The organism is Kribbella sp. VKM Ac-2566 (genome assembly GCF_004366005.1).
In the GTDB taxonomy this organism is placed as follows: Bacteria; Actinomycetota; Actinomycetes; order Propionibacteriales; family Kribbellaceae; genus Kribbella; species Kribbella pratensis.
The window spans coordinates 394,098-412,612 of the sequence record NZ_SODT01000016.1; the positions used below are offsets into that span (position 1 = coordinate 394,098).

15 protein-coding genes are annotated in these 18,515 nt (G+C 68.3%); 2 read left to right on the plus strand and 13 right to left on the minus strand.

Features of this window, described 5'->3' with window-relative positions; translation table 11 throughout:
• Positions 1–271: 271 nt before the first annotated feature.
• The 6 genes from EV647_RS41665 to EV647_RS41690 all read right to left on the minus strand — a co-directional run bounded on the left by EV647_RS41665 (position 272) and on the right by EV647_RS41690 (position 8,030).
• Positions 272–781 carry a hypothetical protein gene (locus EV647_RS41665; RefSeq protein ID WP_134013208.1) on the minus strand — a complete coding sequence of 170 codons (510 nt, stop codon included), beginning with the start codon at positions 779–781 and terminating at the stop codon, positions 272–274.
• A gap of 150 nt (positions 782–931) precedes the next feature.
• Positions 932–2,956, minus strand: coding sequence for a ricin-type beta-trefoil lectin domain protein (locus tag EV647_RS41670; RefSeq protein WP_134013210.1), 2,025 nt, complete (start codon positions 2,954–2,956; stop codon positions 932–934).
• A gap of 39 nt (positions 2,957–2,995) precedes the next feature.
• On the minus strand, positions 2,996–4,909 hold the full coding sequence (locus EV647_RS41675; protein ID WP_134013212.1) for a glycoside hydrolase family 2 protein: 1,914 nt from the start codon (positions 4,907–4,909) through the stop codon (positions 2,996–2,998).
• A 17-nt stretch (positions 4,910–4,926) separates the two neighbouring features.
• Positions 4,927–5,763, minus strand: coding sequence for a carbohydrate ABC transporter permease (locus EV647_RS41680; protein WP_134013214.1), 837 nt, complete (start codon positions 5,761–5,763; stop codon positions 4,927–4,929).
• Entirely contained in the window at positions 5,760–6,671 is a 912-nt protein-coding gene (locus EV647_RS41685) for a carbohydrate ABC transporter permease (RefSeq protein WP_134013215.1), read from the minus strand. Before EV647_RS41685 ends, EV647_RS41680 begins: the two co-directional genes overlap by 4 nt.
• Positions 6,672–8,030, minus strand: coding sequence for an ABC transporter substrate-binding protein (locus tag EV647_RS41690; protein WP_166680567.1), 1,359 nt, complete (start codon positions 8,028–8,030; stop codon positions 6,672–6,674). It abuts the gene before it with no gap.
• 115 nt (positions 8,031–8,145) lie between these two features.
• Between EV647_RS41690 and EV647_RS41695 the strand changes: the two genes are divergently transcribed.
• Complete coding sequence (locus EV647_RS41695) at positions 8,146–9,168, plus strand: LacI family DNA-binding transcriptional regulator (RefSeq protein WP_134013217.1); 1,023 nt, start codon at positions 8,146–8,148, stop codon at positions 9,166–9,168.
• Position 9,169: 1 nt separating this feature from the next.
• Here the strand turns inward: EV647_RS41695 and EV647_RS41700 are convergent, their stop codons facing one another.
• Positions 9,170–10,129 (minus strand): DUF5937 family protein, encoded by a 960-nt coding sequence (locus EV647_RS41700; protein ID WP_134013219.1) that lies wholly within the window; start codon positions 10,127–10,129, stop codon positions 9,170–9,172.
• A 56-nt stretch (positions 10,130–10,185) separates the two neighbouring features.
• Here EV647_RS41700 and EV647_RS41705 point away from each other — a divergent pair, with 56 nt between their 5' ends.
• Positions 10,186–11,463, plus strand: a complete 1,278-nt coding sequence (locus EV647_RS41705) for an MFS transporter (RefSeq protein WP_134013221.1) — start codon at positions 10,186–10,188, stop codon at positions 11,461–11,463.
• Here EV647_RS41705 and EV647_RS41710 read toward each other — a convergent pair.
• From EV647_RS41710 to EV647_RS41735, 6 genes are read right to left on the minus strand one after another with little or no spacing between them, the layout of a single operon-like run.
• Positions 11,447–12,457: an L-idonate 5-dehydrogenase gene (locus EV647_RS41710; RefSeq protein ID WP_134013222.1), complete on the minus strand. Its 1,011-nt coding sequence runs from the start codon at positions 12,455–12,457 to the stop codon at positions 11,447–11,449. The two genes, EV647_RS41705 and EV647_RS41710, sit on opposite strands and share 17 nt — an antisense overlap.
• A gap of 9 nt (positions 12,458–12,466) precedes the next feature.
• A complete protein-coding gene (locus EV647_RS41715) occupies positions 12,467–13,813 on the minus strand; it encodes an MFS transporter (protein WP_134013224.1) in 1,347 nt (448 codons plus the stop codon).
• A gap of 19 nt (positions 13,814–13,832) precedes the next feature.
• Positions 13,833–15,305 carry a mannitol dehydrogenase family protein gene (locus EV647_RS41720; protein ID WP_134013226.1) on the minus strand — a complete coding sequence of 491 codons (1,473 nt, stop codon included), beginning with the start codon at positions 15,303–15,305 and terminating at the stop codon, positions 13,833–13,835.
• Positions 15,306–15,310: 5 nt separating this feature from the next.
• Positions 15,311–16,528: a D-mannonate dehydratase ManD gene (gene manD, locus EV647_RS41725; protein WP_134013228.1), complete on the minus strand. Its 1,218-nt coding sequence runs from the start codon at positions 16,526–16,528 to the stop codon at positions 15,311–15,313.
• A 10-nt stretch (positions 16,529–16,538) separates the two neighbouring features.
• Positions 16,539–17,477, minus strand: coding sequence for a 2-hydroxyacid dehydrogenase (locus EV647_RS41730; protein WP_134013230.1), 939 nt, complete (start codon positions 17,475–17,477; stop codon positions 16,539–16,541).
• Positions 17,474–18,508, minus strand: a complete 1,035-nt coding sequence (locus EV647_RS41735) for a LacI family DNA-binding transcriptional regulator (RefSeq protein ID WP_134013232.1) — start codon at positions 18,506–18,508, stop codon at positions 17,474–17,476. Before EV647_RS41735 ends, EV647_RS41730 begins: the two co-directional genes overlap by 4 nt.
• Between the last annotated feature and the right edge of the window lie 7 nt (positions 18,509–18,515).

The window sequence follows — 18,515 nt, forward strand, 5'->3', positions numbered from 1 at the left end:
CAAAGGCGCGAACTATCAAACCCACGCTGCCGCGGCGGCCGGTAGGCCGGAGGCTGGTGACACGTTCAACTGGCGGGTGCTGCCCGATGTTGTGGGTTCGTTCGACGTTTACGCCTCGTGCCCGGTCGCTGACGCACCTATAGGAGACCGACAACAACGACCAGGCAGACCTTGCGGTCAAGCTGTGTGATCGTAAGCTCAAGCTCATCACCGTCCAAGGGCGGCGAACTCCCGGCCATGTTTGGCTGGGGGTTCGTCGTGGACGCTGGTGTTAGTTTGCGGTTGCGCAGGTTACGAAGGGGTGGACCTTGATTTCGCCCTTGGGGTCGTTGTTGGTCAGGGCTACGGTCCAGGATGTTGCGGTCGCTGCTCCGTCTGCCTCGGCGACGTCGGTCGGGTAGGAGCCGTTCAGGACCAGGTCGGCGGGGGTGCCGCTGCCGGAGTCCCACTTGACGCCACCGCTGATCGCCTTCTTGCCTGCGGCGCACTCGAGCTTCAGGGTGCTGTATCCCTTCGGCACGGCGGTCGGCTGGCCGTCCACTGCGAGCCCGGAGACTCCGTCCTTACCGGCCGCACCTGCTGGGCCTTCGGCGCCGGCGGGACCCGCGGGGCCGGCCTCGCCCGTGCCGACCTTGTTGAGCTTCTCCCGCACGGCCGGGGTCAGGTCACTCTCGCCCAGCGAGTTGTCCACGACCTGGAGCGACGCGACGGAGCGCGCGCACAGCGGGTAGGTCAGGTACTTGCATCCAGTATCGCCGGCGGCGTTCGCGGCTACCGCCACCGCTCCGAGATGCTGACCGCCGCGATAGTCGCGGCAACCAACTTCTTCTTCTTGGTGCTGAAGGGCCTCACACTGCTTCCCCTCTTGAGACTCGCTGACGGGTTGTTTCACGCAGGTGGTGAAGCAACCCGTCGGTGGGCGGGCTCTCTGTTATACGGGGACCTTCCATTTCTGGGGGTTTTGGCCGGTGCAGTCGTAGATTTGGAGCTTGGTGCCGTCTGTGGTGGTGCCGTTGGGGGTGTCCAGGCAGCGGCCGGATTGGGGGTTCAGGAGGGAGCCGTTGGGCTGGGGTTGCCAGATTTGGCCGCCCGCCGGGCCGCAGTCCCAGAGTTGGACCTTGGTGAGGTTGGCCGTGCCGTTGCCGACGATGTCGAGGCATTTGCCGAAGGCTCGGATCCTGCCGTCGGTCGACATCGTCCACTGCTGCCCGGGTACGCCGTTGCACGTCCAGAGTTGTACGGCGTTTCCGCTGGTCGGGGTGTTCGTGTCGACGTCGACGCATTTGCCGGCGGCCGCCGGTCCGGTGATCGGACCGGTCGGGAAGCCGGGCACGTTCCACTTCTGCGGATCGAGGCCGTTGCAGTCGTAGATCTGCAGGTCGGTGCCGTCCGCGGTCGCGCCGCCAGGGCTGTCCAGGCAACGACCTGATTGCGGGTTGAGCAACGAGCCGTTCGCTTGTGGACGCCACTGTTGCCCGCCGGCCGGACCGCAGTCCCAGAGCTGGACCTTGGTGAAGTTCGCCGTACCGTTGCCGACGATGTCCAAGCACTTGCCGAACGAGCGGATGGTGCCGTCGGCCATCATCGTCCACTGCTGACCTGGTACGCCGCCGCACGTCCACAGCTGTACGGCGTTTCCGTTGACCGCAGTGTTGTGATCGACGTCCAGGCACCTGCCGGCCGCCGCCGGTCCGGTGATCGCACCGGTCGGTCCGCCGACGGTTCCGGTGCCGAAGCGCACCTGGCACTGGTTCCCGGTCCCGAGCCACGTCGCGGCCAGGTAGAGGAACGACGTACCGTTGGCCGAACCGACGACCGGCGAACTGTAGCCCGGGCAGCTGGGAACCCCGGAGGCGTAACCGCCGGTCGGGTTGACGTTGACCGGAGCCTCCAGCTCGGTCCAGCTACCGGAGCCGAGCGACGTGTTCGCCAGCAGCACCGATCCCGACTCGGCCATCACAGCCTTGTTGCCGGTCGGTCCCGTGACGACGCGTTGGCCGGAGAGCAGCAGGGTGCCGTTCGGTCCGCCGCCGGGGACCCAGGCGACGTACGGCGTGTGCAGCAGATGCCGGCCGTCGCTTGTCTGGGCGAGCGTTCCGGGATTGTCGGTCGGTGCCCAGTTCAGGCCGTCCGGACTGGTCTTCAGGTACACCGCGCAGGCGTGGTCCGCGTTGGTGGCGTCGCGGCAGAGCTCGTACGACATCAGGAACTGGCCGTTCGGCAGCGGCGTGATGATCGACATGCCCGGGCGTGCCAGGTTGTCCGCGGGGAAGGCGACGTCCGGGGTGATGCTCCCGCTCCAGCTCGCGCCGCCGTTGGTCGAGGTGTAATGGCCGATGATCTGGTTGTTGGTCGGCGAACCGGCTGGGCGTTCGTCGGAGATGAAGCAGGCGAGGGTGTTGTTCGGCGCGAGCAGGAACCACGGCTCCCAGATGCCCTGACCGATGGTGTTCGGCTGGCCGCTGGTCTGGGTGCAGTTCGACAGGTACTGCCAGCTGGCGCCGTGATCGGTGCTCTTGAACACCTCGATCTTCTGCGCGGTGAAGTTGCCCTCGTCCCAGGCGGTACCGGCCGCGAGCAGGTCGCCGGCGTTGAGCCCGTTGGCGGTGCGCGGTACTTCGTAGATCACGGGCGCACCGAGATCCCACCCGGCTGTGTTCGAGGTGATCGTGCTGATCGGGTTGCCGCCGAACGTCGCGCCGCCGTCGGTACTGCGGAACACCGGGAAGCTGCTCGGTCCGGATTCGTTGCGGCGGGCGAAGGTCGCGAGGACGGTCCGGCCGGCGTTGCCGTCGTGGTCGAGCCGAATCACCCGCGGATAGCTGGCGTCGGCGTTCGGGAAGGTGGACAGGTTCGGGCTGTACAACACGTTGCCCGGTGGTGCGGCACTCGCCGGCAATGCGACGAGCGCCGCGGCAACGAGGCCAAGGGCAACCAGCAGCCTACGGATGGGCATGGATCCTCCTCTGACAAAGGGCGGTGGGCCGAGGAAAGGTCAGTCGGTGGCGACGTCGATGAAGGCGCGGGCTACGACGGTGCCGGCAGTGTCCGTGAGCCACAGGCGAACGCGTCCGGGCTCGGACACCGTGATGTCGATGGGATCGGTGACTGTGAAGGGCTTGGCGTCGACCGATGCCGTATCAGTTGCCCAGTGCAAAGTGCCCTGCAACGGTTCAGGCCCGTGGTGGGAGATGCGGATCGGGACGGTTGCAGTGTCCCCTGAGAGCACAAGGTCACTGCCTGGTGCCTCAGGTGTCAGGTCGACGATCAGCACGGTTTGCGCGTGGACGTCGGACGGGACGACGCCGCCGAGGTCCTTGGAACGGCGGTCGTAGGTGTAGACACCGACCGTCTCGTGCTCGATGTCGTACAACTCGGTGTAGATGTAGCCCGCGTTGCGCGGGTGGCGGCGAAGCTCCTGGGTCTGCCAGCGGAGGTGCCACCCACGCTCCACACTGGTCGAACCACCGCCGTACTCACCATTGAGCTGGATCTTGTCGCCTCCGTCGAAGCCGGGTGCCGCGATCGCCTTGTGCACCAGCAGATCAGGCCCGAGTCGGACCGGAAAGGCTCCGTCGGCCGTGTTGACCAGCCGATCCACGGTTGCCGCCCACGACGCGACGTTCTCGTCGTAGTAGTGCCAGTCGACCAGATCGGTCTCGACATGCGCCCAGCCCGAGTTGTCGACGATCGGGCGGGTCGGGTCCGCGTCCCGGATGATCCGGTACACACGCCGTACGGCGTCCTGCTTCGCCGGGTCGCCGGGCACGTCCCAGTCCAGCCCCCACTCCTCGTTGTACCCGCCCCAGATCACGATGCTCGGATGGTTGCCGTCCCGCGCGACCATCCTTGCCGTCACCTCCTCGAAGGCCGCGACTGCCTCGGGTGTGAAGCGCCCGGTCGACGGCGGCTCGGCCCACACCAGCATCCCGAGCCGGTCGGCCCAGTACAGCCACCGCGGATCCTCCAGCTTGATGTGCTTGCGAACCAGGTTGAACCCGGCCGCACGCGCCAGCTCGAGGTCCTGCCGGAGTGCCTCGTCACTCGGCGCCGCGTGCCCGCCCGTCGGCCAGAACCCCTGGTCGAGCACGCCTCGCACGTACGTCGGTACGCCGTTCACCATGAGATTGCCGCCGTGCCACTCCACCTTCCGCAACCCGGTGTATCCGCGCACCGTGTCCGCGCCGGCGGTCACGATCACGTCGTACAGATGTGGATCGTCCGGGCTCCACAAGCGGGGCTGGGGGATCGGCAGCGTTGCCGTCCCGGGCCATTCGTCGTACTCGCGGACCACGACTCCAGGAATCTCGATCCGGACCGGCGACGGACCGGAGAGCGTGACCTCGATGCCGTCGAGCGCCTCCGTCGGGCGGAGATCGAGCTGGGAGATGTACGCCGCCGGTCGCGGCTCGAGCCACACGGTCTGCCAGATCCCGCTGGATGGGGTGAACGCGCAGCCGTCGTAGTCGTCGGCGGGCATACTGCGCTGTTTCCCGTGCGGGATGAACCGCTTGTCGGTCGGCGCCTCCACCTGGACGACGAGCTCCGCGCGACCCGACGAGTCGAGCAGATCGGTGATGTCGGCCTCGAACGGAAGGTAACCGCCGAGGTGTTCGACGGCGAGCTCACCGTTGACCCACACGGTCGCGTGGTGGTGGACGGCGCCGAAGTGCAGGATGGTCCGCTCCGCGGCCCAGTCGGCCGGGCGCTCGATGTGCCGCCGGTACCAGGCGGTCGGCAGCCAATGGGCGACGACGCCGGAGTCGGGATGTTCCCACGGGAACGGCACCACGATGGTCTCTGTGAAGCGGTCAGCCTCGCGCGCGAAGTCCCATTCGCCGTTGAGGTTGAGCCAGCGGTCGGATCGGTTGAAGTGTGGACGCGGGTATTCAGGACGTGGTGTGTTCACAGTTGCTTCTCCAGGTCTCAGCCTTTGAGGCTGGCGGCCATGACGCCTTTGATCAGGTGACGTTGCAGGAAGACGAAAACGACAAGGACGGGGATCGCGGCCACGGTGCTTGCCGCGAGCAACTGACCCCAGACGCTGGTCCAGTCCGCGCCGAGCTGGCCCGAGCGGATGTTCTGTGCGAGTGCCGAGAGCATCACCTGGAGGGTCTGGTGCTGCTCGTCGTTCACCGCGACCACCGGCCAGACGAAGTCGTTGTAGATGTTGATGAAGGTCAGTACGCCGAGTGCCGCCAGCCCGGGCCGGATCACCGGGAGCACGATGCTCGCGAAGATCCGCAGCTCGCCCGCGCCGTCGACCCGGGCCGCGTCGAGCAGCTCGTCGGGGATCGCCAGGATCACCTGCCGCATCCAGAACACGCCGAACGCGTCGATCGCGCCGGGCAGGATCAGCGCCTGGAACGTGCTCACCCAGCCGAGCTGGCTCATCTCCAGCAGCAACGGGATCAGCAGCACCAGCGTCGGCAGCATCAACGTGGTCAGCACGGTCGCGAACAGCACCCGCTTGCCTGGAAAAGCGTACTTCGCGAACGCGAACCCGGCCATCGGGCAGAAGACCATCGTCAGCGCACCTTTGACCACGACCACGATCGCGGTGTTCCGGAAACCGGTGCCGATCGGGATCGTGTCCAGCATCGACCGGAAGTTCGTCAGCGTCAGCTGCCCGGGGTCGAAGCTGAACGGGCGGGCGATGATGTCGCCGCCGGTCTTGAGCGACGAGGCCATCATCCACAGCAGCGGGGCGAGACTGATGACACCGGCAGCCGTCAGCAGGCCGTACCGTCCGACAGACTTCATGAATCCTCCCTGGACCGCAGCAGCCGGATCGACGCGAGCGACAACGCCAGCACCATGACGACGAGCAGCATCGAGTTCGCCGCCCCGAGGCCGAGGTCGGAGTTGGTGATGTGCTTGTACAGATAGAGCCCGGCGGTCCTGGTCGCGTTGAACGGTCCGCCGCCGGTCACGACGTACGGCTCGGCGAACAACTGGAAGACCGTGAGGGTGCCGATCACGACGACGAAGCTGAGCGTCCGGGTCACCAAGGGGACGGTGATCGACCAGAACTGCTGCCAGGCGCCGGCCCCGTCGATCCGGGCCGCCTCGTACACGTCCGCTGGGATTGTCGACAATCCTGCCATCAACAGGATGACGGCGTACCCGGTCGTGCGCCACAGGACGAGGAGCGCGACCGTCACCTTCGCCCAGGCGGAGGTTGTCAGCCAGCCGATTGTCGGCAATCCGATTGAGGACAAGCCGTGGTTGACGGCGCCGAAGTCCTGGTCGAAGAGAATGATCCACACCTGCGCCATCGCCACCAGTGGCGTCACGAACGGCGCGATCAGCGCGGCACTGAACAGGCCGCGGAACCGTGCCTTGCGCAACGCGACCGCGATGGTCAGTGCCAGCAGTACCTGCGCCGGCACGACGAGCAGCCAAAGCGCCCCGGACGTCGCCATCGACTGCCAGAAGTCCGGGCTGGTCAGCAGGTACCGGTAGTTCGCGAGCCCGGTGATCTTCAACGCACCCGCGCCGTGCCAGTCGGTGAAACTCAACTGCAGGGCGAAGAAGATCGGATAGGCGCTGAACGCGGCGAAGACCAGGACGAACGGCGCGACGAACAGGTACGGCGCGGCCTTGACCCGGCGCCGCCGTACTCGGTGCGCCGATCGCCGGGTCGCCGTCGCCTCGGTGAGGGTCGCCATTCAGCTGGGCCCCATCAGGTTCTTCTGGATCTGGGTCGCCGACGTCGTGAGGACCTGATCGGGCGTCATCTGCCCGGCCAGCAGCTTCTGCACGTTGACGCCGAAGTAGTCGACAGCCTTCCCCCACCAGGTGGGAATCGTGTAGCCGCTCGGTACCTGCTTGCCGGCATCGACCGCGACCTTCCACAGGTCCTGGCCGCCGAGCGCCTCGATCGGCTTGAACAGCGGGGTGCTCGGGTCGAGCGCCGGGAGGTACGACGGGATCGACGTGTTGAGCCCGCCCGGGTACACCTCGTTCTGTCCGTACACCGTGGTGTAGCCCTCCTTGCTGAACACGAGGTGCTCGTACAGTCGCCAGGCCAGCTCGGGGTTCTTGGCCTTGGCCGGGATGACGAACGACGAACCGCCCATCACGCCCGCCCGCGCACCGCCGGCCTGCCAGGCGGGCAGTGCGGTGGCCCGCCACTTGCCCTTGCTTGCCTTCAGCAACTGTTGTGGCGCGAACACGAACCACTGCGCCCAGGGCACGAACACCTGGGTGCCGTTGTCCTGCGTCTGCAGGTCGGTCGGCTGGGTGTACTTCGCCAGCGTCCCCAGCCCTTCGGACCGGACCTTGTCCAACCAGGTCAGCACGTTGCGGTACGGATCGGAGTCGATCGTGAGCTTGCCGTCAGCACCTACCATCCCGGCGCCCTGCTGGTTGGCGAACATGTCGATCCACAGCTGAGCGAGGAACTGGTCGTTCTCGAGATGGATCGGCTTCGCGTTCGGAGACTTCTCCCGAACCGTCCGCGCGGCGTCCAGCAGAGCGTCGTACGTCGTCAGGCTCGCCGGGTCGACACCCGCCCGCGTGACGATGTCCTCGCGGTAGAACAGGAGCCCGGGATCGAGGTCCCACGGCACCGCGACGACCTTGCCGTCGACGGTCACCACACCGAGCTTGTACGGCGCGATGTCCGGTTTGTACTGCTCGATCAGCTGGCTGAGATCGTGCAGGTGCGGCGCGACACCGGTGAGCAGTGCGTCGTCGTAGAACGCACCGTCGGGCACGCCCGCGCCGCTGATCAGCGTGGCCGGCAGTTTGGCGTTGATGTCGACGGCCACATGGTTGACCTTCACCTGCGGGTACTTCGCGGTGAACGACGCGATCGCCTTGTCGAACACCTTGTACAGGTCGCCGGTGCGGTCCCAGATGGTGATCTCGCCGGACGGCGGCTTCGTCGCGCTCGCGCTCGGCAGCGGGCTGCTGCCGGTGGTGCTGCCGGGAGCGCAGGCGCCGAGGCCGCCGGCCACCAGTGCGGCGCCGGCGCCGCGGAACAAGGTGCGGCGGGAAAGTGAGGTTGCAGAGGGAGTGGTCATGTCGCGGTCCTTCATGACTTTGCTGGGCTTGCAACGTTGCAAGTAATGCTGGAGACGCTAAGGTTGCAACGTTGCAAGTGTCAAGACTTCAGTTGCTCACGAAACGAGGTGCACAGTGGCCGCCACACTGCGCGAAGTCGCCGAGCGGGCCGGTGTCTCGGTCCGGACGGTGTCGAACGTCGTCAACGACTTCCCGCAGGTCGCCACGGAGACCCGGGCCCGGGTGCAACGTGCGCTCGACGAGCTCGGATACCAGCCGAACGCGGTCGCCCGGACGCTGCGCAACGGCCGCTCCGGACTGATCGCGCTGGTGCTGCCCGAGCTCGACGTACCGTACTTCGCCGAGCTGACCCGGGCGGTGATCGAGCAGGCGGCGGTGGCCGGCTACACGGTCGTGGTCGACCAGACCGACGGCGATCCGGTCCGCGAGCGCGAACTGGTGATGCGCGGTAGCCGGGCCGCGATGTTCGACGGACTGATCTTCAACCCGCTGGCGCTCGGCGGCGCCGACCTGCGCAACCGGGCGTCGTCGACGCCGGTGGTGCTGCTCGGTGAGCGCGTCGTCCAGGGCGGGCTCGACCACATCATGATCGACAACGTCGGCGCCGCCGAGCTCGCGACGCGGCATCTCATCGAGCTCGGCCGGCAACGGATCGCTGCGATCGGCGACCAGTTCGACGAGACCCGCCAGACCGGTCAGCTCCGGACGCAGGGCTACCGGGCCGCCCTCCGCGCGGCTGGTCGACAGGTGATCCCCGAGCTCGTTCGTCCGACGGAGTTCTTCCACCGGGCCGACGGCGCGGCCGCGATGGCCGACCTGCTCGCGCTCCCCGAACTGCCCGATGCGGTGTTCTGCTACAACGACCTGCTCGCCCTCGGTGCACTGCGCACCATCCTCAGTCGCGGCCTCCGCGTCCCCGACGACATCGCCCTGGTCGGCTTCGACGACATCGAGGACGGCCGCTACAGCACCCCGAGCCTCACCACGATCAGCCCCGACAAGACCCAGATCGCCAAGAACGCCGTACAACTCCTGCTGAACCGTCTCGACGGCGACAGCTCCGCCCCTGCCGAACTACCGGCCGACTACACCCTCCAGATCCGCGAGAGCACCACAGGCCAGGACGCGAGTCGTTGAGCTAGGCGCCGCGGATCAGGCGGTCGCCGAGGTCTGAGCGGCGGTAGAGGACGGAGCGTCCGTGGCGGGCCGAGATGAGGAGGCCGGCTGCGCGTAGTGCGCGCAGGTGCTGGTTGACGGCGGTCGGTGTGACATCGAGGCGCACGGCGAGCTCGGTCGACGAGGTCGGTGTCTCGAGGAGTCCCATCAGCCGGGCGCGGACACGGCCGATGAGACCCACCAGTGCAAGGGCCGGCGTGGTCGTCTCGGTTTCCCAGAGCGTTCCGAGGCCGCGCGCCGGGTACATGATGTGCGGTGGTTCGTCTGGGGAGATCGGCGCTGTCGCTCGCCGGCTGAAGAGCGACGGGGCGAGCGTCAATCCGCGGCCTGCGGTCGAGGTGCGGTACGAGAGATCGCTGCGCAGGCGTACGCACACCACGCTGTTCTCGAGGCGAACATGCTGGTCGAGGTCGGCGAACATCACCGCGAGCCCGGATCGTGCTGTGACCCGGCCGCGGTACACGACGTCGGCCTCGAGCACGGTCCGCATGCGTTGCCAGTACGGCTCGAAACAGGCCTCCCAGTACTCCCGCAGTGCCGCCAGGAGACGGGTGAGGACCCGATCCGGTCGGCCCCGAAGTGCCGGCGGCAAGGAGGTGGGGTGGATCTCCGCGAGGTCCGCGCGTACCACGCTGTTCGGTGTGTCCGTCAAGGCCGCGAGCTCGTCGTCGATCCTGCCGAGCGGGGTGTACGGCCGCGGGGTGAGGAAGTCCGGCGTCCACAGCAATTCGTTCGTCAAGGCGCGGAGCAGGTCCAGCGGGAGCCCGGCGCGCGCCGCCTCGGTGGCGCGCAGCCAGGGCAGCTGCAGCGGGAACCGGCCCGGATCGCGCAGCGTTCGCAGCGACAGGACCAGTTCGTTCAGCGGCGAGATCGCGAAGCGCACCTCACCGAGATCGTTGCCGACCAGCTCGTACTCGATCATGAAGCAATACGCTACATCGATGGTGGCGCCGAACACCCGGATGCGACAACTGACGGGTGCCCGAACTCCTCCGCGATCCTGTCGAGCGCGCGCTCGCCTCCGCTGTCGCCGCACTGTCCCTGTCCCGTGGGATGTTCTTCGCGGTCAGCGCGCTGTACTTCACCCGCGGCGTAGGCCTGTCCCCGGCCGCTGTCGGCATCGGCCTCACCATCGCCGGAGCGGTCGGAGTGCTTGCGTCGTACGCCGGTGGTTGGCTGAGTGACCGCTGCGGCGCCGATCGGCTTCAGCAGTGGGCCCTCGCCGCGAACGGCGTCGCGCTGCTGGGATACGCCCTGGCCCGCGACGTCGCCACCTTCGTCCTGGTCGCGGCCTGTGTCTCCGCCTCCCGCGGCCTGCAGAGCACCGCCCAGATGACACTGCTCGCCCGGTGGTACGTCGGCCCGGAGCGGGTTGCCGTCCGGGCCCGGTTGCGCGTGGTGATGAACGTCGGGATCGGGATCGGCACTCTGCTTGCGGGTTTGGCTCTCGTGGTGGACACGGCAACGGCGTACCGCCTGACTGTGGTGCTCGTCGGCGCCATCACGATTCTCGGCACGATCCCACTGGCGGGTCTGCGCCGAAGAGTGTCCGGGCTGGCGGAGCGAATGGATGCCTCCGCAAGCACCGAGGCGCCACGGGGACCTTCGCCTCTGAAAGATCGCACGTACGTCACATCGACGGTTCTCAACGCTCTGCTGGCGATCCACTTCGCGCTGACGTCGGTCGGTATCCCGCTGTGGGTGGCGGATCACACCGAGGCGCCGACCGTCGTCGTATCGGCGCTCCTCGTGGTCAACACGGCGTACGTCGCGCTGTTCCAGGTCCGCGCGTCCCGTGGCACGCAGGACCTGCGCACGGCCGGACGATCGGTACGCCGAGCCGGCCTGCTGCTTCTCGCGGCCTGCTTGCTCTTCGCTCTCGCAGGTCACCTCGGCGCCGCTGCAGCGACCGGAGTCCTGCTGCTCGGTGCGCTCGCCTCCTCTGCGGGCGAGACACGCGGCGAAGCGGGGAGTTGGGGTATGGCGTTCGAACTCGCCGACCCCGCTCGCGCCGGCGCCTATCAGGGCCTCAGCCAGACCGGCCTCGCACTGGCCCTGATGCTCGGCCCCGCAGTCGTCACCACAACCGCCATCGACCATGGCACCCTCGGCTGGATCGCACTCGGAGCCCTCTTCGCAGCCACCGGCACCGCAACCGCCCTCGTCGCAAACCGAGCCGCTCGGTCAAGCGGTGCAGAAGCGCAAGCTGCGGCACGTGCAGATGGGACGAACGGCACGGTCAGGGCCAGAGGCTGAGGAGGACTTTGCCTGACAGGTTGGAGTTGGCGGCGGTGGTGAAGGCGTCGACTGCTTGGTCTGCCGGGTACTCGTGGGTGATGACTCGGTCGAGGGCTGGGTTTGTGGCGAGCAGTTGGATTGCCTCGTCGATCTCGTCGTTGAAGCGCAAGGTGCCGCGGAGCTGCAGTTCGCGGGAGACCAGGGGAGCGAGGTTCACGCCGCGCGGCTCGTCGGCGGGGATGCCAACAAGTACGACGGTTCCCGCCCGGCGGGTCGCGGTGAGGGCGGTGCTGATCGCGGCCGGTACGGCGGTGCACTCGAGGACGACGTCGAAGTACCCCGCTGGGATCTCGTCCGTGCCGACCTGGAGCGTGCCGTGTACTCCGAGGTCTCGGGCCCGCTGCAAGGGGCCCGGGAGCACGTCGGTCGTCACCACCTCGGCCGCGCCTGCGGACAGCGCGGCCGACGCCGTGAGCAGGCCGATCGCGCCCGAGCCGGAGACAAGCACCCGCTTGTCCTTGACGCCGTCTGCGATGGCGATGGCATGGAGAGCGACGGCCAGTGGTTCGGCCAGGGCGGCACGGCGAAGGGGCAGCGACGCAGGTAGGGTCCGCACCATGTGCTTGCCCACAACAACGAATTCGCTCATGCCGCCCTGGGTGTGCGGCCAGGTGGAGGCGCTGCCGAGGTAGGCGCCGTTCGGCCAGAGGTGCGGGCGGTCCTCGATCCCCGGCTCGGAGGTCCCGAAGGTGGCCGGATGAATGGTGACCGGCGTTCCGGGTGCCAGTTCGCCGGTCGGGTCGAGGTCGACGATGCCCGAGAGTTCGTGCCCGGGCACCAGCGGCTCGCGGACGACGTACGAGCCGTTCGCGCCCTCGTGGTAGTAGTGCAGGTCGGATCCGCAGATCCCGCCGTACGCCATCCGGAGGCGGACCTGGCCGGCCTGCGGCTGCGGGGTCGGCAGCTCGGTCTCGACGAGGTCGAGCTTGCTCCGGATGACGATCGCCTTCATGGTTCTCCTTCAGGCCGTGGCGGTAGCGGGCGAGACCGCGGGCTGCACATCCTGTGCGCGGTCGGTGGCGTTCTCCGGGGCGAGCAGGTCGCGGTCCCGGGTCTCGGGCGCGAACAGTGCGGCGCCGAAGGTGATCGCCATCGCGACGGTCATGTAGATCGCGACCGGCACCCAGGAGCCGAACGTGTTCATCAGCGCGACCGCGATGAGGGGCGCGAAGCCACCACCGAGTACGGCGGCGAACTCGCGGCCGAGCGTGACACCGGCGTACCGGTAGCGGCTGCCGAACAGCTCCGGGAAGTAGCTCATCGTCACCGCAACGCCACCCTGGCAGGCGAACACGAAGCCGACGATCATGGCCAGGTAGATGACCGTGAGGTTTCCGGTGCTCAGGGCAACGAAAGTCGGGAACGGCAGAAGCAGCAGCAGCCCGGCGATACCGAGGAACACGGACCGCCGCCCGAACAGGTCGGACAGGTAGCCGAGCACGATCGCTCCGAGTCCTCCGAAGATCGCTCCCACCAGCAGGATCTCCGGCACGGTCTGCGCATCGATCTTCACGGTTCCCTTGAGATAGGACGCCATGAACACCTGATAAGTGTACGACTGCACGCTCAGTCCGACGGTCATCAAGGTGACCAGGGCAACGGCCTTCTTGCCGTTCCGGAACACCTCGCGAACCGGCGCGGCAGCCGCCGTGCGCTCGGCCTTGATCTCCGCGAACACCGGCGTCTCCTTGAGCTTGCGCCGCAGGATGTACGCCGCGATCGTGACGAACGCACTGCTCAGGAACACCAGCCGCCAGCCCCACGACATCAACTGGTCGTCCGGGAGCAGTTGCACCAACGCCCACGCCCCGGCACCGAGCGCCGTACCGGCCGCGGCCCCGGTCATGATCAAGGCCGCCAACCTTCCGCGCTTGCCGCGCACAGCCGTCTCGGTGAGCAATGTCGCGCCACCCGACTGCTCCGCACCGGCGCCGAAGCCCTGCAGGAATCGGCTCAGCACGAGCAGGATCGGGGCCCAGACGCCCACCGACTCGTACGTCGGCAGCACGCCGATCGCCATCGTCGCGACGCCCATCAGGGTCAACGTGGCCACCAGGATCCACTTGCGCCCGAGGCGATCGCCGTACCGCGAGAAGAAGAACCCGCCGAGCGGACGGGCGCAGAAGCCGACCGCGTAGGCGCTGAAGCTGGCGAGCAGGCCGGCTGTCGCGGAGATGTTGGGGAAGAACAGATGGCTGAAGACCAGCGCCGACGCGGTCCCGTAGATGACGAAGTCGTACTGCTCGAGGGCGGTGCCGATCAGGCCCGCGAGCGCGGCCCGGCGGGTGTCTTGAGGTTTCGGTTCCATGGCGGAGTCCTTCGGGGTCTCAGGCCGCGGGGGAGGCGTGCGGCCGGGACGTTCGGGAGCGCGCGGCCTCACGGGCCGCGGCGCGGACGCCGTCACGGGTGATGACGGCGACGTAGTCACTGACGCGCCGGGCAAAGTCGTTGCTCTCGGCAAGTTCCGTGGCGAACACCTGGGCGATCGCCGACCTGACCAGGTCCTCGGTACTGCGGGAGTGCGCCGCGAGCGTCCCGAGCCGCTCGCGGGCGGGGTCGACCATGGCCCGCGCGTGCGGACCGGGGTCGAACCCGGACAGAGGTACGACGCAACACAGCCACGCGGCGCATGTCAACGCGAGATGCTCGGGCATCACGCCCTGACGCAGGAGTTCAAGGGCCGGCGAAGGGATGCGCTGCGGTAGCTTGACGGATCCGTCGCTGCCGACCTGCTGGGTCCGGTGACCGAGCGCGTCGTTGGACCACCGCTCGAACAACGAGGCGATGTACGCGTCGATGTCGAAGTCACGCGGCAGCGCGACCGTCGGCAGGTACTCGTCCTCGAGGACGGCCCGGGCGGCGGACTCGATGAAGCCGGTGGCACGCGCCTCGGGGATGGTCGCGTGCCCGTCGAGCGCACCCAGGTACGCGATCAGCGAGTGCGTGCCGTTGAGCAGCCGGAGTTTCAGCAGTTCGTAGGCCTCGACCTCGTCGGAGAAGACCGCGCCGCCCCGTTCCCAGGCCGGTCGCCCGGCGGCGAAGCGATCCTCCATCACCCACATCGTGAACGGCTCGGCCGGCACCGGGCTGAGGTCGTGCACGCCCAGCAGTTCGTACGCCGCCGCGCGGTAGGCGTCCGTCGTCGCCGGAACGATGCGATCGACCATCGAGTTCGGGAAGGTGACGTTCTCCGCGACCCAGCTCTCGGCCTTGCTGCGCTGTTTGGTGGCTTGCAGGAACTCGAGCACCAGACGACGGGTCTGTGTCCCGTTCGACTGCATGTTGTCGCAGTTCAGGACGGTGATCGGAGCGCCGTGCGTCTCGGCGCGTCGCTCCAGGGCGCGCGCGATCTGCCCGATGACGGTGCTTGGCGTCGCACCGGCGAGGTCCGCCACGATGCCGGGGTGATCCAGTGCGAGCCGGTGCGTGCTCGGGTCCATGCAGTAGCCGTGCTCGGTCACCGTCATCGAGACGATCCGGGTGCCCTCGGCCGCGATGGCGTCGACCACCGCGGCGGGGTTGCTGGCGGCAACGATTGCGCCGGTGTGAACACCAGGCACGCTGATCGACGAACCTCCGGGCGACAGTTCGAGCACCGAGTACAGACCGTCCTGGCGGTTCATGGCGTCGGCGACAGCAGCCGAGCGGCTCGCGACGCCGAGGATGCCCCAGCCGTCGCCCGCGTGCGCGGTGTAGACGGCTTGATGCGCTCGATGGAAGTTGCCGAGGCCGAGATGCACGATGCCGGTGCCGGTCGGCCGGGCGGTCAGCAGGTGCCTGGAAATCGAGGCGCGGTTCATAGCGTTCACCAGTCGGTCACTGAGCCGTCGAGGCGGCGCGCAACGGGCAGATAGGCGGGTTCGTACGGGAACTTCGCGGCCAGCGCCTCGTCGACCTCGACGCCGAGGCCGGGTGCTTCGCCCGGGTGCAGGTAGCCGTCGCTGAAGGACCAGGAGTGCGGGAACACCTCGTGTGCCAAAGCGTCGTACCCCATGTACTCCTGGATGCCGAAGTTGTGCGTCGACAGGCCGAGGTGGACGCTCGCGCCGAACGAGACCGGCGAGACGTCGGACGGCCCGTGCGGCGCTGCCTTCACCTGGTACACGGCGGCGAGCGCGAAGATCGAGCGCAGGTGGCTGATCCCGCCGGCATGTGCGACCGCGACCCGGATGTAGTCGATCAGCTGCCCGGTGATCAGGTCCTTGCAGTCGTAGATCGAGTTGAAGACCTCGCCGATCGCGAGCGGAGTCGTCGTGTGCTGCCGCACGAGACGCAGGGCCTCCTGGTTCTCGGCCGGGGTGACGTCCTCGAGCCAGAACAGGTCCGCGGGTTCGAGCGCCTTGCCGAGCCGTGCGGCCTGCTGCGGCGTGAGCCGGTGATGGGCGTCGTGCAGCAACGCCAGCTCCGGGCCGACGTGCTCCCGCACCTTGGCCAGAACGGTGGGAACGTGACGCAGATAGGCATCCGTGTCCCATGACTCGACCACGGGCGCCGCACCGCGCTTCGCCGGCTCGTAGCCGGTGGCCTCGCGATGAACGCCGTACACGGTCTCCAGACCCGGTACGCCGGACTGTGCGCGGACCGCCCGGAATCCGTCCTCGCGGCGCGCATCGACCTCGTCGAGCAGTGCGGGCAGATCCCAGGCCGATGCGTGCGTGTAGGCGAGGACGCGGTCGCGGACGGCGCCGCCGAGCAGCTGGTAGACCGGCATCCCGGCAGCCTTGCCCTTGATGTCCCAGAGGGCGAGGTCGACCGCACTGACCGCGGCCATCGTGATCGGCCCACGACGCCAGTACGCCCCGCGGTACAGGTACTGCCAGGTGTCCTCGATCCGCGCCGGGTCGATTCCGGCGAGCAACGGTACGACGTGGTCGCGCAGGTAGCTCGCGACGGCGAGCTCACGGCCGTTGACGGTGGCGTCGCCGTACCCGACGAGGCCGTCGGCGGTCTGCAGTTTGAGGGTGACGTAGTTGCGGCCGGGGCTGGTGAGGATGACCTCGGCGGCGATGATGCGATCGGTCATATCGGTGCCTTCAGAGTCGGACGAGGTTGCGCAGTTCGTTGCCCTCGGCAAGGGCGGTCAGGTTGGCGGCGATGTCGTGGATGCGGCCGCGAAACGTCTGCCGGGTGATCCCGGACAGGTGCGGTGTGAGCAGGACGTTGTCCAGGTCCCCGAACGGGGCTTCGGCTGGTTGCGCCTGGTCGCCGTCGGTCGGGTACGAGTACCAGACGTCGAGGGCGGCGCCGCGGATCGAGTGGTTGCGCAGAGCGTCGTACAACGCCTGTTCCTGGACGAGCGGGCCGCGGGCAACGTTGACGAGTACGCCGTCTGCGCCGAGTTTGCTCAGCTCGGCGGCGCCGATGATGCCGCGGGTGGCCTCGGTCAGCGGCGCGGAGACGACGAGGACGTTCGACTCTTCGAGCAGGCGTGGGAGTTGGGAGGTGTCACCGGCCCAGCTCAGGCCATCGGCTTTTCCGCTGGCGGTCACAGCTTGGGCTTGGGCACCGAACGACTGCAGCACTCGCCAGGTGGCTCGGCCGATGTGGCCGAAGCCGAGGAAGCCGACCTTCGCGCTCGACAGCGTCTGGGGTTGGGGGAGGGCCGCGTCGTACACGGGCGAGCGCCAGCGGTTCTGCCGGAGGGCGGCGTCGGCCTGGGGGAGCTCGCGGCGCAGGGCGATCAGGGCCCAGACGATGTACTCGGCGATCGAGTCCTCGTGGTGATAAGTGTTCGCGACCGGTACGCCGGTTGCCTGGACGCGGTCGGTGCCGGCGCCGGCAACCTGCACGAGCCGCAGGCCCGGCGCGGCGTCCGCCATTTCCTGGGTGAACGACGGACCTACTAGAACGTCGGCGGTCTTCAGCGCGTCGAGGAGGTCGTCCGGAAGCCAGACCAGCTCGTCGTGAGGCACCAGGGCCTCGAGCTCGTCGCGCAAGGGCAGCAGGTTGGGGTCGGTGATGACGACTCTCATGCGTCGCTCCGGTCGCGGCGCGCGGGGGTCCAGCCGGCCACCGGACCGGTGCTCTGGCGGACGACCAGCTGGGTCGGCAGTGTGACGGCGCGCGGCTCGGCCGGCGCCTGGCCGGGCTCCGCGGTCAGTTGTCGGTGGAGCATGTCGATGCTCATCACGCCGGCTCGCGACATCGGAACCTGGATGCTGGTCAGCGTCGGGCGCCCGACCTCCGCGAGTGGGGTGTCGTCGATGCCGATGACGCTCAGCTCGGCCGGCACCTCGACACCGAGCGCGGCCGCGCCGGCGATGATGCCCAGTGCCATCAGGTCGTTGTGGGCGATCACCGCGGTGGCCCCGGAGGCGACGACGCTGGCCGCCGCGGCCTGGCCGCCGGCCACCGTCTCCGCCTGCCAGCCGAGCACTTCCAGCTCGATGTCGGCCTGGTCGGCGAGCTGCCGGATCGCTTCCACCCTGGTCTGGTTCGACCAGGACAGCGGAGAACCTTGGGCGTAGGCGACATGCTCGTGACCGAGGACGCGCAGGTACTCCAGCGCTTGCCGCAGACCGTCGGCGGCGTCCGGTACGACGCTGCTCGTCTCGTCGCTCGTCCGGTTGACCAGGACGAGCGGGGTGTCACCGCACAGCTCGACGATGTCGTGCGCGGGCAGCCGGGGCGAGCAGACGACGAACCCGTCGACCCGATCGTGCAGTTCGCCGATGATCTCCCGCTCGCGGTCGGGGCTGCCGTCGGTGTCGGTCAGGACGACGGTCTGGCGGCGGTTCCAGCCGTGCGCCTGGGCAGCCTTCACGAAGCTCGCCCACACCGGGTTGCCGATGTCCGGGACGATCATCGCGACCGTGGCCGAGCGGGTCGGCAGCCCCGACCGGGAACGGCGGCCGGCCGAGGCGACGTACCCGATCTCCTCCGCGGCGTCGATGATCCGGCGCAGGGTGTCGCGGCCGATCCGGTCCGGGTCGCTGAACGCCCGGGACGCAGTCGACAACGACACACCCGCGCGCTGCGCGACGTCGGTCAGGGTGGGATTCACAGCTCGC